This window comes from Brunnivagina elsteri CCALA 953 (genome assembly GCF_002289455.1).
Taxonomy (GTDB): Bacteria; Cyanobacteriota; Cyanobacteriia; order Cyanobacteriales; family Nostocaceae; genus Brunnivagina; species Brunnivagina elsteri.
The window spans coordinates 17,127-31,914 of record NZ_NTFS01000022.1; the positions used below are offsets into that span (position 1 = coordinate 17,127).

The following is a 14,788-nucleotide window of genomic DNA, read 5'->3' on the forward strand; positions in this document are numbered from 1 at the left end:
TGTATTGGAAGCTGCATGTCAAAATAGAACAATTATTTGGGCAGTGATTACACCAGGGATTGCAAATTTAATGCTTGGGGAAGAGACTATATGTAAAAATATATTCTCTCACGGGTGCGAATATTATCATCCATGTTAAGAAAAGTCGCTAATTTAACACTTTATCCAATATATTGCCTAATCTAGTAGGATGTGTAAACAACCAATGGGACGCAATATACCTATATGGATTTTGACGATAATAACCAGCACCTACCCGTACAGCTATTTATATTTATATTAAGTCTTGCTGATGATATATTACTGTTAGGATTAGCTCGGATAGGTGTTCATTTTGCGTGGTTGAGTTGGCTTTCTCCCGTGATTATGGGAGGTATGGTTTTACAATTTGGATGGCATTTTTACCGTCACAGAGTAAAAGTTCGTTCGTCCGTAGATGCTTCGGTAGATAATTAAGTGACGTTGTTGACTTGAAATTACAAATAAAAATTAACGGGATGTTAGGGACTTTTAAATCAAAAAACATCCTCTATAATTAGTTTATTATTTTCTCTTCATCCTTTTTGAGGGTATTTCACCCCCTATCATTTGCGGTAATTTAATTTTAGGTAATTTATTTCTTGGTTTTCCATTGTCATGTATGCTTTTAGCGTTGCCGTAGACTAGCTACTTTTGAGGGGTATCGCATGGTTCATAACATTGGAATAGTACTTTAGGTAGAAGTCTCATCATCTAATTCTGGCGTAACCTGGATTTATCCCTTGCAGGTATATTCTTTTCGCAGGTAGTCAGTGTTGATTGAGGAGAAGATAAATTCAGTGAATCAAAATAGTTTAAACAAAATTAGGTCAAGTACAAAGTTTCTACTCTGGTTTCGATTTTTATTACCCCAGAAAATTCAGCGAATCATTCGACCCTACTTAGACCAACCTTATTGTTTGGCACTCAGTATATTAGATTGCTGCGATCGCATTGATGCTGGAACTGTCGATGAGATTGCACAAAAGATAAAGCTAAATCGGGAAACCACTCGTCAAGTTCTCAAAGCTTTACAATCAGGAGGAATGAAATTTCATATTAGTTCGGCAAAAAGCTGGCAAATTCTCGATTTAGAATCACAACCGATTGTTCCCGACAAGGAACTATTGACTGAAGAGTTAATGAATGAAGTTTTTCTAAATCAAGCTAACTCTTAAAATTATCATTGTACTAAAGCAATTAATCTTAAATCAAAAAATTGGCTAGCATATTTTGTCCTCGCTGTCAACGAAAAGTTGATTTACAAGCGATCGCTTGTCCCTATTGTCGTGCTGAGTTAAAAGCCTTTGGGCATCCTGGAATCCCATTGCATCGTGCCGTAGCTAACGAGTACCTCTGTAAGGCTTGTACTTACCATCTGGATGATAGTTGTAATTATCCCCAACGTCCATTAGCCAAAGTCTGTACGCTATATGATAACTTTGCAGAACAGCAAATTGAAAATCGAGGATTGAGTAATAGATACCGGGATATTCCACAGGCATCTCGCATTTTCAATTGGATTCGCAACAACCAAACCCTGTTATTGTTTTTAGGATTATTTTTAATTTGTGTATTGATAACAATTTCAACATCTTAGGAGATTGGGCAATCTTTCTCTAAGAGAACTTCACATAAAGAAATGCTCTTCGGTCATTCTGTAGCTTGACAACACAGGATCATTTATTTTGTGGCTTACTCTAACAGCCCTAATTTAAAATAAACAAGCAAGCAGGGATAGGGAAGGAAATAGGGACGTTAAAGAATAAAATTCTTGCGATCGCAGCTATCTTCACCCAACCCTGCTTGAATTAGACAAAGGGTTTATTTAGTAGTAGATTTTGCCACCACCCCATTGTGAACCAACAATTTTCGGTTGCAGCAGAACATAGCCTGCGATCGCTTCCAAATCTTTGTCAGTTAAATTACGCATTGTTGTGAAAATATCAGCACTTTTAGTACTAGGGTGGAGTTCGGAAATTTCTTCTTCTCCATCGTAGGTAGTGGGGTTTTTCATGTAATCTACCAAGCCAGCAATGCTATTACGGTTAGGTGTTGCACCTGCCAGAGCGCCAGGTTCAAGACCGACGTTTTGGTTTGTTTTAGTCACACCACCAGCGTGACATTGGGCACAAGCATATTGAAATAAACGTTTTCCTTCTTTGACTTGTTTAAGGCTAAGAACTGTGGTGTCTCCGATATCGTTAAAAGTTACGGTACGAGTAGCTTCAGATAGTACTACTGCACTCGCACTACCAACAACGAACTGAAATGTTAGCAACACAGTAGCAACAAAAATGCCAATGATTTTTTTTAACATCTTTCCCCTTAAAGATTTTGACGCTCAACACAGCAAAGTTCGTGCAAAACTCAATCTCAATAAAGCTGGTAGCTATTATCCATTAACTAATGCCCTTGGTGTAACTTCGGTCGCACCGTCGAAGTTACCACTATTGGCTTCGTTATAGAACAATTGCAAAATGCATAATTGCTATTTAGCTAACAGACATAGATTGAGCCACAGTAATACAAATATCATGTTCGGGGCGCTAATGGTTGCCTAAACTACAACTGCGGCAGGAAGAATTCTGATAGATAGGGAAAATAGGGAAATTTGAGGAGTATTGAGTTGATACATTCTGGTGTAACGTTTTATTGGCAGCTTTGATTGGCAGCCAATCAATAATTAAGTATGGAAGGTTTTATGTCTGTACAGTTGCCAATATCAACAAAAATATCAATCAAAAAAAACTGTAAACTTATGTTTCTTAGTCTTGATTTTATGTGATTAAACTTCAGAGAACCCCAATGGGAAAGACTATAAACCCAAAAAATGAAAGAGCAGAAAGGTAGTGACTGTAGTCACAATTAGTCTCCTTTCTGCAATATTGCGTAAGTAAATAAACCCATGAGTTCGTTTATTATGGCATTTGGTCACAATTAATTTCACTATATTTTGCTATGTAGTTGTAATCACAGAATTGATATGATGCAATAATTGCAACTCGATCGAGTTTTTAGCTAAAGTTCCCTGATATTCTTAACATCTTTTTTTAATTGAAGTGACACGATATGTGATATGTATTATTTTTCTATACAAGTGCATCAAGTATAATAATTTTCTTTTGTATCCTCATTGCTTTCATCTTTGTTTTTTTTTCCTCACTCATAAACTATCAACCGATGAAAATTTCGACTGACACTCGCATTCCTTTCCCGCGTCAGATTGTATACGCTACCTATAGAGATAAATTAACGGAACTTGTTCGTTATATTCCTGATATTCGCGATATTAAAGTTAAGTCTCGTAAAGAAGCGAATAATATGATTTATACCGTTAATGAGTGGCATGGAGGTGGTGATATTCCAATGGCAGCGAGGGCTTTACTCAGTGAGGATATGCTTTCCTGGCTTGAATATAATACTTGGAATGAGCAAGAATTTTTACTGGAATGGACATTAGAAACACGTGCTTTTACGGAAGCAGTTTATTGTGCAGGAAAAAATTCTTTTATTGAAGATGGTAATAATACCATTATTCAGAGTCGTGGTGAGTTGAAAATCGATCCAAATAAAATTCATGGTGCCCCTTCTTTTCTTACTGGGCAGATTGCTCGTGTGGTTGAGGATTTTTTGGCTAGTAAAATTACACCGAGTTTGCTGCAAATGAGTGAAGGAGTGAAAAAGTATTTGGAGAAGAATTAAATTGGCAGAACAATAATCCTCCAGAAACCTGGTTTCTCCCTGATGTAAAGTCTCTAACTCAGGATGGCAAAACCAGAAACCGGGTTTCTCACAAAATGAATAAACTTGATGCTGCGATGAGCGGAGCATGTTGGAATTTTCACGTTGGGGGAGAAAGTGGGTTTTTGGGATTGTCGTACTCCATTCGCATTTATAGTGGGGGAGAAACCCGCTTTCTTGAGACAGTCGAGAATCTAAAATCGCTCAAATAACCATTCATCAGCGACTATTTCTTCTAACCGCTCGAATAATCGCGGGATAAAATATTCGGGGTCATTTAATTGCTGCTGCACATACCAAGTATCAAATGCTTCCTGGGTTTCAATTCCCTGCGCCCCTGCCGCACCTGCTAAAATCTTGAAACTACGCTGTTGTAACTCGTCTAATTGCGGATGGTTGTCACCGCGAGCCTGACACAAATATACCGCAGTTGCACCCAGTAAAGCCTCAATTTCATCGCCTTGGGGTACTGATTGGTACATTGATTCAAAGGTTTCTACGGTAGCTATTAAAGGTATTTGCACTCGCAGACACAACCACACTGCTTGAGCTAAGTAGATAATTTCCTTGCTTTCATCAGCAACACCTAAGTTTTTCAAAACCTGCCGTAAGTTTACATAATCTCGGATTTCGCCTAAGGTTTGAGCGGTTTGTTGGAGATATTCTAATGCTTTCTCTATATCTCCAGCTTGATAGCTTAAATCAGCCAAATTATTCAGTGTGGCAGCTTTCCCTTGGACATCGTTGATGGATTCATAGATTGACAAGGATTGGTTATAAAGTGCGATCGCTCCTTCTATATCTCCCTGTTGGGCTTTTAATCCTGCTATTTGGTGGAGTGTGGCAGCTTTCCCTTGGACATTGTTGATGGATTCTTCGATTAGCAAGGATTGGTTATAAAGTGCGTAAGCGGAGCTATCCGAAGGACTCGCTCCTTCTATATCTCCCTGTTGCGCTTTTAATCCTGCCATGTTGTGAAAAATGGAGGCTTTTATGATTAAATCATCCTCTGGGCAAAGTTCTAAGGCTTTTTGATAATGCGTCATCGCTTCCCCAACCAAACCCAAAGTTACTTCCGCTCTGGCAACGGTTCCTAAAATTCGGTAATCTTCGCCTAATTGGAGAATTTCCCGGCATATTTCCAGCGCTTCCAGATATCGACTATTACTTACCCAATTTCTTGCGATATTATCCCCAACGGTGACGGCAATTTCTTTTTCTTCAGCCAATACCCCTAACCTAACGATTTCCCTTGCTTGCTCTTCGTCGTAGTTTTCATCCTCTTCCCACCAAGTTTTATAAATGCTTGCGGTTGCGGCTTTTCTGGTGGTTTGCCATTCCTCTGTTGTTAACACAGTTTGCAGCAACGGTTCCAAAATCGTCGTCACGCGATATTCTGGCTGCTGTGTCGCGTAAACTGTCGCTGATTCCACCAAACTGAGTGCAATCAACCTCGGCAAGAAACCTAACCCCCCAACCCCCTTCCCTGCGAGGGAAGGGGGAGAATTTAAAGCCTCTCTCCTCCTCCCAGGAGAGAGGTTTGGAGAGAGGTTCCATATTATCCCCTCCGTCACGGGCAATCGAAACACGCTCAACCTTGCCAAAAATTCCCTTTCCCCATCTTCCAACCCATTCAAAAGGGTTTCCGCCAAAATATTTTCCCGAAATTCCTGCTTTTTCCCTTCCAACTTCGTCAATAACTCATCTCCAGGAATACCCGGCAATTTCACCACATCCACCAACCACTTCAACAAGCGGGGATTTCCGTCGGCAATTTTAATTATCCGATTTTTTCGTACCTCTTCCCTAACTCCCTCTTCCAATTCGAGATAAATCTTATTAATATCAGCTTCACCCATCCCCGCTAAACTTTCCAAATGCAATTTATGCTGTGGTAAGGTATCCTCCTGGAGATAGCGACAGGTGACAATCAATCGACTCTCGGCTTGGTTTTCCGCTAAAGCTGCACAAATCGCTTCTAAAACCCGGTAAGCTTCGGCAGTCATCCGCAAACTACCATCTGCAATATTCGCTTGGGGAATATTCTGCTCAAAATCATCCAAAACCAATAATAACGGCTTCCCGTGCTGCGTCTCCACAGCCTCAAAAAAGTTCTGCAATCTTCCCTGTAGAGTAATTCCCGGTTCATTCAACAATGCCGGAACACCAGCATACCTCTGATATTTATTTGCCAGCTTATTAATTAACCCCACCTCATCAGCAACACCAACCAACACTACCCGCTCAAAATTCTCCCGTTGCGACTGAACCCGCATACATAGCCTTGCAGCGAGGGAGCTTTTGCCCAAACCACCCATCCCAGCAATAAATACCCCAACCTCGTCGCTAGTTTCCCGCAATGCCCTTAAACACCTTTGTAGAGCGCGTCTGCGTCCAACAAATTCAAACCGATTCGCAACTTTAACAATCTTATTCTCATCCAAAAATTCCTGTTCGGCTGGTGCAAATTTGAATTTTTCTCGTCCTTTTGTTCGCAGTGGTGTGACGAGTTCGGCAATTTGTCGCGTATCCCGATAAACCCTCAACAAATGCCCATCGGGACATTCTTGTGCGAGCATTTCTTGGTGTGCCGAAATTATCCCATCTTCCACCGTCTTACCAGTCGCTAAAGCTTGATACAGTGCGGTTGCGGCAATAATACCCGTCCTGTCATACACTGGACGCGCCCAACCTAATACTACCGCAGCACCCGCTTTCACCAAACCCTGTGCCATCGACGGAACAGTTCCCCCATTTGCCAATTGTCCTGTGTGACAGGCAGAAAGAAAAATTACCCGTGGAAACCGTCCTTTAAAGGCTTTTCCTAAATCTTCCGCAGTCGTAAATACAACTTTACCAAAATCATCCTCGGTAATAAAACAGGGCGTATTCTCTTTGATTTTCTGACCTTTTGCTAAAAATCTCCCCAAAGCAGCTTGCGTATAAATCACCCCATGCCCAGTTAGATGAAACACATCAAAATAATCTTCTGGGTACGATCGCACCCAAATTCCCCAATTCCTCAACCGAACCGCTTTCTTCCACCACTAAACTCAGAGGTTGGTCTTTTGTAGCTGCTAAAATATTTTTCTCTTCCTGCTCAAAACCCAAAGGGGCAACGTCTGGATGTTCTGGGGAAGTCGCCATAAAAATCAGTCGCAAAGGACGATTTTGGATAGTTGGAAAATTGTTGTTACGCTGCTGGAGCGATCGCACGGGTAAAACACTCGATTCCGAAAGTAAAAACCCGGAGCCATCATGTAATAATTCCCAAGGTAAATGCGCCAACCCTAACGCTATCTTCTGGGTTTGCGGGTTTAAAGCCTGCGCTTCACTGGTTTGAATTAAATCGAGATAAATTTTATTGTCACTATTTTCCTCCAAACCCCGACGTAACCATCCCTCTTTTCCATCCAACCACTGATACAATTCCCGTCCAATATTTTTTAGCTGAATGCTATCGTCGAAATCTTGGTTGTAATATTTTTGCTCACAGAGATTAATCAACCTTTCCAAAGCTGACGTATCCAACTTGCGATTACCGTAATGCGATCGCAGTTCAAAAGTTTGGTTTTGGCTGAGGGCAAAGGTGAAGAGAATAGGCATGGTCAATTTATATAGTTTTTAATATAGTATTTATAATATCTTCGCCGTATTATTACGTAATTCCAGAAATATAATCGGAAATTTAATCATTTGTGGATTAGCTGTAACAAATTCTGTAACGACGGCACTATCTTCACCACTACCCGTCTAGATTAAGACATGCAAATTCAGATATTTTACGGGATAATCCCGGAATTAGGCGGGTGATGCTATTTAAAGATGCACGCGACTATCAAATCCTTTTCCTCTCTTTATTTCTGATTTTGGGAATCGGTACTAGAGATTGGACATTACGACCAGAAATAATTGTAGTTGCCATTGTTACATGTTTATTTGGGCAATGGATAATGGGGCATTGGGCATTTAGGCAAAAAGCATTAACTAATGACCAAGAAGTATTAAATAAACCTCAATTTTCATCATCAGTACGTAGTGCTTTAATTACATCCTTAGGATTGAGTTTGCTATTGCGGGCAGACAATTGGACAACAATGATGTTAGCGGCAACATGTGCGATCGCAAGCAAATTCCTTTTCAAAGTTGGTAATAAACACTTCTTTAATCCTGCAAATTTTGGCATTATTTGCGCTTTGGTAATTACCCCCGATGCTTGGGTATCACCTGGACAATGGGGAGAAGATTGGTGGTACTGCATGATATTTGCTGGATGTGGTGGTATGGTTCTCAAACGTGTTGGACGTTGGGATACAACCGCAACATTTTTAGGTACATATGCATTACTCGAAGCATGTCGCAATCTCTGGTTAGGTTGGACTTGGGACGTTTACTACCATCGCTTAACGAGTGGTTCATTGCTGCTATTTGCCCTATTCATGATTACCGATCCGCGATCGATACCAAATGCCCGTATAGCCAGAATTATCTGGGCATTATTTATTGCCATAGTCACTTTCACCTTACGTAATTACTTCTATTTATCAACCGCAGTCTTCTGGGCATTATTTGCCCTAGCACCATTAACACTATTACTAGATAAATTCTGGCAAGAAAAACCATTTGAATGGAACGAACAACCCCACCAAGTCGGGTTCCTCCCCCCACAAAAAATCCCCAACTAAAAGAAACCCACGAAGTCGGGTTCCTTACCCCACAAAAAATCCCCAACTAAGCATGACTAACCAAATAACCCGACTTCTAACCCCACGAAAAAAACCCAAACAACCTTAATCCAAAATCCAATGAAGCAATTAAAACTAATAATCTCATTACTACTGACATGTATCGTACTTTTAGGATTTGCCCCTACAGCTTCCGCATTCTGCGGTTTCTACGTAGCCAAAGCCGATACCAAACTATATAACAAAGCTTCACAAGTAATCATTGCCAGAGACGACAATAAAACTGTCCTGACAATGGCAAACGACTACCAAGGAGAAGTAAAAGATTTTGCCATAGTTGTCCCCGTACCAAGCATCATCAAAAAAGAGCAAGTCAAAGTAGCAAAACCCAACATCATCGAGCGTTTAGACGCATTTAGCGCTCCCCGTTTAGTAGAATATTTCGACTCAGACCCATGTGCCGAAAATGACTATCTCCGCAGACCGATGCCACTAGCCGCACCAGGCGCAATTAACCAAGCAGCAGAAAGTAGTGCCAGACGCGATCGCAATCTTGGAGTCACCGTAGAAGCACGGTTTAATGTTGGTGAATATGACATTCTCATCCTCAGTGCAAAAGAATCTGGTGGTTTAGAAACCTGGTTAAATCGCAACGGTTACAAAATTCCACGGGGAGCAAAAGCGCTGCTAAAACCGTATATTCGCCAAAACATGAAATTCTTTGTCGCTAAGGTGAATTTAGACAAATTTGAAGCCAGTGGGTATCAAAATCTGCGTCCATTACAAATTGCCTACGAATCACCCAAATTCATGTTACCGATTCGCTTAGGAATGATAAATGCCACCAGCGAACAAGATTTAGTAGTGTATATTCTCTCACCCAAAGGACAAGCAGAAGTCACCAACTACCGCACAGTCAAAGTGGCTTCCAACACAAATATTCCCGTATACGTAAAACAAGAATTTGGCGACTTTTACAAATCCATGTTCCAAACTTCTTACCTCAAAGAAGATAGAAAAGTGGCATTCTTAGAATATGCTTGGGATATGAGCAGTTGTGACCCTTGCTCCGCAGAACCCCTCAACAACGAAGAACTCAAAGATGCTGGTGTATTTTGGTTAGATAGAAATCCAGCAGACGAATTACCTTCACGCGGTTTTCGTCGTCCTCCGATTGTTTCCAATCGTGTTTTCATTACCCGTTTACATGTTCGCTATACCCGTGACAGATTCCCCGAAGATTTGATGTTTCACGCAACCTCAAATACCGAGAATTTTCAAGGACGTTATATTCTACAACATCCATTTACAGGGGAAGCAAAATGTCCCGCAGGTAGAGAATATAAACGTAGTTTAAACAAACGCTACGAACAAGAAGCACAAACCCTAGCCAAACTAACTAACTGGAACATTCAAGATATCCGTAAAAAAATGAAACTCAACGGTCAAGTTAGCCTATCTTGGTGGAACAGAGCTTAGGCAATCGGGTACTGTGGAAGCTTTTATCAAGCTCTGGTTAATTCGTAAAAAATAGCTACTCAGGGGAACAGTAACGCACTTATGAATTTGTCATTCTGACGAAGGAAGAATCCCATGTTAGAGGTGGTTTGAAAAGTTTGGAGAGATATAATTGGTCAACATTCCTTAACGGCAAAAATTTAATGTTGGGTTACGACGCAAATTAGATTTATCATCACCAGTAAATATTTTTAGAGCGAAAACACCCAACCTACTTGACTAACGAAAATAGTGCGATCGCATTTCCCCTTTCCCCTTTCCCCCCAACCTGCTAATATCGCCATCATGGGTAATATTACTTTTAGACTTCATCAGCAATATTGGAGAAAGTCTTATTACTCGGCTTGTGTTGGTATCGTTGGGATGAAAGGATTGGAGGAACAGTTACGTAAATTAGTAGAAGAAGCTTGCGGATACCCACCAGGAAGTGTACCGCGTCAGCGCCTTTTGACCCAAATTATTCGCTTGGTTGGTAAGAGATTGTGGAAAGAAGGTACAACTTACTATCAAGATGCGCTGCAACAGACTTGGTTGTATTTCTGTCGTAATATTTGCAATGCTTACGATCCCGATCGGGGAACAGTAATAACTTGGCTAAATGTTTATTTAAGGCACAGATTACAAGATGCTTACATTAAGACGCAAGAGGATAATGCCAGAAAAGCCTCTGCAAGCATCCAACAATCGGCATCAGGTGATATAAGTGCCATCACAAATCCGATAGATAATCTTCCCGCATCTCCAGATCCACCACCAATTTTAGACCATGTGAAATTGTGGGTAAAACTGGATATCAATGGAGATTTGCACCAAACTCACATTCAAGGACGACCAGATGTGAATTGTCAAGTCTTAATTTGGAAACGCTTACCTCCAGAAGTTAGCTGGAAGGATTTAGCACAAGAATACAATCTGTCAGTTTCAACTTTAAGTAGCTTTTACCAGCGTCAGTGTATACCTCGTTTGCGTCAATTTGCAGAAACTGAGGGTTATCTTTAGAAATATCCCCGACTTCTGAGAGGATGTCAGGGACACTGATTTGAGGAGAAAATTTAATAGACTCGAATTCTGCCACTTCCGCGATCGTCACTGGAAAATGCTATTGCTTGGATTCTACCACTTCCGCGATCGTCATCTGAAAATGTAATTGCTTGGATTCTACCACTTCCGCGATCGTCATCTGAAAATGTAATTGTTTCGATTCTGCCACTTCCGCGATCGTCATTTAAAAAAATCATAACTTTGTCCTTTAAATTAATGATTAAAAAAGAGCTATTCTAAAACTAAAAATTGACTAAATGATTGTTGTCGCAAACTACTTGATAACAAATATTTCGATATCATCAGGAAAATCTCATCGTCACTTGATTCATAATTCGACAAAACATTTGGTAAATCATTAGTGAAATCAAGCTAATCCAAGTAAGCCAGTATTTCATCTCGTATTTAAGATAAGTGGATATCCAGCCGATTTGAAATATTCGCAGTACCCATAAATTGCGATTAATTAAAAGTTTTTTGGACTTATCAATTGTCATTTACAACCCTGATTCATCGTTTACTTTTCATTTAGCTTTACATAGAGTTTTTACTTTCACCTGAGTATTTTTTCGTAAACAAAAAAACTATAAATCTCTCTATCCGTTCTCTTGCGTATTTTTTGAAATCACTATTAACCTTCTCATCAAAATTTGAATATTTACTGAGAAATACTATTCATTCAGTAGAATTGCTAATCCGTAAAAACCGATAAATTAATCAAACAATAATTAAGTAGTCATAAAAAAACTCGCGACAAGCGAGTAATGAATCTAGTGTTATGTTGATTTTGGCTAAATATTGGCAAGACTTAAGTATTTTTTTCAGTATATTAAATTAAGTACATGAAATTAAGCACTTCAAAATTAAGTAAATACTGGTAGTTAGTGATTTAACCTGTGAATTGCTGAAAACCTATAATACTTAGAGTTTGGATGCAGGGTACGGATGAAATAAGAACAAACAACCAATACAAATACTAATAAAATAAGGGCAAACAACCGTTTGCCCCTACTGCATTCCCTTCAAATGAAATAAATTTCACCTTTTTTTCGTATTCAACCTAAAAGATTTAATCAAAGACTATTTTTGATCTGAATCTTGAAATTGTAAGGCTCGTCCACGCACATCAGTAAATAATTTGCCATCTTTGTAAACTATCTGACCACCAACTATTGTCGTATGTGCCCATCCCGTTAACTCCCAACCTTCAAAAGGACTCCAACCACATTTACTAAATAATTCCTGACGCAGTACAGGGCGATAATTATTTAAATCAACTAGAACTAAATCGGCATCATAACCCGGTTCAATAGCCCCTTTGTTCGCGATTCCATAGGCTTTTGCGACTGCCGTTGACATCCAATTAACAACTTGGGCTACTGTACATTTTCCATCCATTGCCGCAGTCAGCATTAATGCCAGGGAAGTCTCAACTCCCGGCATCCCCGAAGGGCTTTTGGGGTAAGGTTGGGCTTTCTCTTCCAATGTATGGGGTGCGTGGTCAGTCGCGATAAAATCGATGATACCATCCCGTAAAGCTTGCCAAAGTACCTCATTATCGTGGCGCGATCGCAATGGTGGATTCATCTGTGCGAATGTGCCAATTTTCGCATATGCACTGATATCCATCAATAAATGCTGCGGTGTAACTTCACATGTCACCCAACTAGGTTTATCTTGACGTAGTAATTCAGCTTCCTCCGCAGTGGACATATGCAGAATATGTAACCGACGCTGATATTTCTTAGAAAGTTTTAATGCCAGTTGGGTAGCTTCTAGTGCTGCTTGATTGTCTTGAATCTGGGAATGAATAGCCGGATCGGTAATTCCTGCAAATTCCTGCCGACGTTGGTTGATTCTCGCTTGGTTCTCAGCATGAACAGCAATGAGACGACTACCTTGAGAAAATATAACTTCTAATGCAGCTTCAGTATCCACCAACAACTGACCATGCATTGACCCCATAAAAATTTTAATTCCCGGTGTCGGATATACTGAGAGAATATCAGGTAGATTTTCTGACGTTGCCCCAATAAAAAAGCCATAGTTGACAAGGCACTTATTCGAGGCACGTTGCAACTTATCATCTAAGGTTTGTTGGTTAGTAGTCAACGGTCGAGTATTCGGCATTTCTAAAAAAGATGTCACCCCACCTTTAGCACAAGCACAACTCGCAGTGAATAGGTCCTCCTTATACTCTAACCCCGGTTCACGGAAATGTACCTGCGGATCGATTACCCCCGGCAACAAAGTTAACCCGGAAGCGTCAATTTCAATTGTAGGTTCAGCCGTCGATATTTGGGGGGCAACCTCGACGATGATGCGATCGCGCGTCAGCACATCCCCAACCATCGATTCACCATTTGGTAAAATGATCCGAGCGTGGCGAATTAGTAAACTACTAGGAGATGTCATAAAGGTAAATGCGTTCAAACGATAACTATGATTTAACAAACAAGTATCCTTTTAGGTTAAACTTGGTTGCACTCGAAAAATAATTTTTTTTGCGATCGCGACAAAAAAATTTACTTTAACTACCGTAAATCTTGTCAAGATAGTTACACTAATAGTATGCATCTTAATTGATGGCTAAAATTGATAAGTATAGTTTCTTCTGCTGAACCGGACAACAAACTACGTATTAAGCTATTAATCTAGTGATTCATGCAAAATCAAGTGTCAGATAATAACTCAAATCAACAACCAGATAATTCGTGGATTGCAGAACTACTTAGAACCGTCGTACTAAGCATTCTGCTTGCATTGGGGATTCGCACATTTGTGGCAGAAGCACGATGGATCCCGTCAGGTTCAATGGAACCGACTCTACACGGAACTCCGAATCAGTGGGAAGCGGATAAAATTATAGTCGATAAATTAAAGTATAGATTTTCTGACCCAGAGCGTGGCGATATTGTTGTATTTTCGCCCACAGCCGAACTAAAAAGAGAAGAGTATACGGATGCTTTTATTAAACGTGTTATCGGTTTACCAGGGGACAAAGTAGAACTAAAGGACGGTAAAGTAGTTGTCAACGGCAAACAACTTCCCGAAACCAATTATCTCAGTAAAGACAAAGAGCGTACATCGACCGAAGTTTGTACCTCAGGACAACAACCACCTTTTTTATATCAACCAACAACCATACCAAAAGGTGAATATCTTGTCCTTGGTGATAACCGAACTCAAAGCTACGATGGACGCTGTTGGGGTCTTGTTCCTCGTGATAATATCATCGGACGCGCTGTAGTCAGATTTTGGCCCCCCAATAAAGTTGGTGGGATAGATACAAAATCTCCCCTTTATCCTTAATTTTGTCAATTGCTTAATAAGTATTGGATTACTGCTAATATCTTTTTCAAGAATAATTACAAATTTGTCGTCCTTAGTAGTACATGGACGATAATTTGTTCTATTCGGGTAAAAATTTATTTGATTTAGCCATTCTGAATTTTGCTGAAAGTAACAGTCATGTAACATTCTGTATCAGTAATCTCATTTTTGAAAGCATTAATCCCTACCAGTGTTGTGTCATTCCAACTCATTCTGTAACTGCCTAGGTACTACATTTAGTTTGAAGAAAGGTTCAAACCCTTACAGATAGCGGTTAGTATTTTGATGTGATAGATATAGAATCATATTAATTCTCAATAGATACCTTTTATTCTCAAGAAACACTGTAATTTCTGTTTGAATTGAGAATCACATCTTAGGCAAAAAGGATTGAAACTCTTATAAACTATAGGTTTCAAGATTTCGGATATTTACCTAAACCTACCTAG

The 14,788-nt window shown here is 40.0% G+C and carries 15 protein-coding genes; 10 read left to right on the forward strand and 5 right to left on the reverse strand.

What is annotated here, in order from left to right; genetic code table 11:
• The first annotated feature begins 225 nt into the window (after positions 1-225).
• The 3 genes from CK510_RS03545 to CK510_RS03555 all read left to right on the forward strand — a co-directional run bounded on the left by CK510_RS03545 (position 226) and on the right by CK510_RS03555 (position 1,618).
• A complete protein-coding gene (locus CK510_RS03545; RefSeq protein ID WP_095720380.1) occupies positions 226-456 on the forward strand; it encodes a hypothetical protein in 231 nt (76 codons plus the stop codon).
• 362 nt (positions 457-818) lie between these two features.
• Entirely contained in the window at positions 819-1,196 is a 378-nt protein-coding gene (locus tag CK510_RS03550) for a hypothetical protein (protein ID WP_095720381.1), read from the forward strand.
• A 41-nt stretch (positions 1,197-1,237) separates the two neighbouring features.
• Positions 1,238-1,618: a zinc ribbon domain-containing protein gene (locus CK510_RS03555; RefSeq protein WP_095720382.1), complete on the forward strand. Its 381-nt coding sequence runs from the start codon at positions 1,238-1,240 to the stop codon at positions 1,616-1,618.
• A gap of 228 nt (positions 1,619-1,846) precedes the next feature.
• On the opposite strand, the gene psbV is transcribed toward CK510_RS03555, so the two are convergent.
• Positions 1,847-2,338, reverse strand: a complete 492-nt coding sequence (gene psbV / locus CK510_RS03560; protein ID WP_095720383.1) for a photosystem II cytochrome c-550 — start codon at positions 2,336-2,338, stop codon at positions 1,847-1,849.
• Between psbV and CK510_RS31425 the strand changes: the two genes are divergently transcribed.
• From CK510_RS31425 to CK510_RS31430, 3 genes are all read left to right on the forward strand, one after another.
• Positions 2,322-2,486: a hypothetical protein gene (locus CK510_RS31425; protein ID WP_158224830.1), complete on the forward strand. Its 165-nt coding sequence runs from the start codon at positions 2,322-2,324 to the stop codon at positions 2,484-2,486. The two genes, psbV and CK510_RS31425, sit on opposite strands and share 17 nt — an antisense overlap.
• Before the next feature lie 715 nt (positions 2,487-3,201).
• Positions 3,202-3,723, forward strand: coding sequence for a hypothetical protein (locus CK510_RS03565; RefSeq protein WP_095720384.1), 522 nt, complete (start codon positions 3,202-3,204; stop codon positions 3,721-3,723).
• Positions 3,724-3,818: 95 nt separating this feature from the next.
• Positions 3,819-3,974, forward strand: a complete 156-nt coding sequence (locus CK510_RS31430; RefSeq protein WP_158224831.1) for a hypothetical protein — start codon at positions 3,819-3,821, stop codon at positions 3,972-3,974.
• Here the strand turns inward: CK510_RS31430 and CK510_RS03570 are convergent.
• Positions 3,957-6,767, reverse strand: coding sequence for a tetratricopeptide repeat protein (locus CK510_RS03570; RefSeq protein WP_245911834.1), 2,811 nt, complete (start codon positions 6,765-6,767; stop codon positions 3,957-3,959). The two genes, CK510_RS31430 and CK510_RS03570, sit on opposite strands and share 18 nt — an antisense overlap.
• A complete protein-coding gene (locus tag CK510_RS33230) occupies positions 6,739-7,368 on the reverse strand; it encodes a hypothetical protein (RefSeq protein WP_245911835.1) in 630 nt (209 codons plus the stop codon). The genes CK510_RS03570 and CK510_RS33230 overlap by 29 nt, the downstream gene beginning before the upstream one ends.
• Before the next feature lie 206 nt (positions 7,369-7,574).
• Here CK510_RS33230 and CK510_RS03575 point away from each other — a divergent pair, with 206 nt between their 5' ends.
• The 3 genes from CK510_RS03575 (at position 7,575) to CK510_RS03585 (ending at position 10,964) form a co-directional block, all read left to right on the forward strand.
• The gene (locus tag CK510_RS03575; RefSeq protein ID WP_095720385.1) at positions 7,575-8,447 is read left to right on the forward strand and encodes an RnfABCDGE type electron transport complex subunit D; all 873 of its coding nucleotides are present in this window, start codon (positions 7,575-7,577) and stop codon (positions 8,445-8,447) included.
• 120 nt (positions 8,448-8,567) lie between these two features.
• A complete protein-coding gene (locus tag CK510_RS03580) occupies positions 8,568-9,926 on the forward strand; it encodes a DUF2330 domain-containing protein (RefSeq protein ID WP_095720386.1) in 1,359 nt (452 codons plus the stop codon).
• Between the two features lie 402 nt (positions 9,927-10,328).
• On the forward strand, positions 10,329-10,964 hold the full coding sequence (locus CK510_RS03585) for a hypothetical protein (protein WP_095720390.1): 636 nt from the start codon (positions 10,329-10,331) through the stop codon (positions 10,962-10,964).
• A gap of 53 nt (positions 10,965-11,017) precedes the next feature.
• On the opposite strand, the gene CK510_RS03590 is transcribed toward CK510_RS03585, so the two are convergent.
• Positions 11,018-11,203, reverse strand: coding sequence for a hypothetical protein (locus tag CK510_RS03590; RefSeq protein WP_095720387.1), 186 nt, complete (start codon positions 11,201-11,203; stop codon positions 11,018-11,020).
• 883 nt (positions 11,204-12,086) lie between these two features.
• A complete protein-coding gene (locus CK510_RS03595) occupies positions 12,087-13,421 on the reverse strand; it encodes a dihydroorotase (RefSeq protein ID WP_095720388.1) in 1,335 nt (444 codons plus the stop codon).
• Between the two features lie 249 nt (positions 13,422-13,670).
• On the opposite strand from CK510_RS03595, the gene lepB reads away from it, so the two are divergent.
• Entirely contained in the window at positions 13,671-14,318 is a 648-nt protein-coding gene (lepB, locus tag CK510_RS03600; protein ID WP_095720389.1) for a signal peptidase I, read from the forward strand.
• The last annotated feature ends 470 nt before the right edge of the window (positions 14,319-14,788 follow it).

Bases quoted from the DNA above. Each gene is read 5' to 3' on its own strand.
- CK510_RS03545 (WP_095720380.1), top strand. From the start codon at position 226: ATGGATTTTGACGATAATAACCAGCACCTACCCGTACAGCTATTTATA.
- CK510_RS31425 (WP_158224830.1), top strand. From the start codon at position 2,322: ATGATTTTTTTTAACATCTTTCCCCTTAAAGATTTTGACGCTCAACAC.
- psbV (WP_095720383.1), bottom strand. From the start codon at position 2,338: ATGTTAAAAAAAATCATTGGCATTTTTGTTGCTACTGTGTTGCTAACA.
- CK510_RS03565 (WP_095720384.1), top strand. From the start codon at position 3,202: ATGAAAATTTCGACTGACACTCGCATTCCTTTCCCGCGTCAGATTGTA.
- CK510_RS31430 (WP_158224831.1), top strand. From the start codon at position 3,819: ATGAATAAACTTGATGCTGCGATGAGCGGAGCATGTTGGAATTTTCAC.
- CK510_RS33230 (WP_245911835.1), bottom strand. From the start codon at position 7,368: ATGCCTATTCTCTTCACCTTTGCCCTCAGCCAAAACCAAACTTTTGAA.
- CK510_RS03575 (WP_095720385.1), top strand. From the start codon at position 7,575: ATGCTATTTAAAGATGCACGCGACTATCAAATCCTTTTCCTCTCTTTA.
- CK510_RS03580 (WP_095720386.1), top strand. From the start codon at position 8,568: ATGAAGCAATTAAAACTAATAATCTCATTACTACTGACATGTATCGTA.
- CK510_RS03585 (WP_095720390.1), top strand. From the start codon at position 10,329: ATGAAAGGATTGGAGGAACAGTTACGTAAATTAGTAGAAGAAGCTTGC.
- CK510_RS03590 (WP_095720387.1), bottom strand. From the start codon at position 11,203: ATGATTTTTTTAAATGACGATCGCGGAAGTGGCAGAATCGAAACAATT.
- CK510_RS03595 (WP_095720388.1), bottom strand. From the start codon at position 13,421: ATGACATCTCCTAGTAGTTTACTAATTCGCCACGCTCGGATCATTTTA.
- lepB (WP_095720389.1), top strand. From the start codon at position 13,671: ATGCAAAATCAAGTGTCAGATAATAACTCAAATCAACAACCAGATAAT.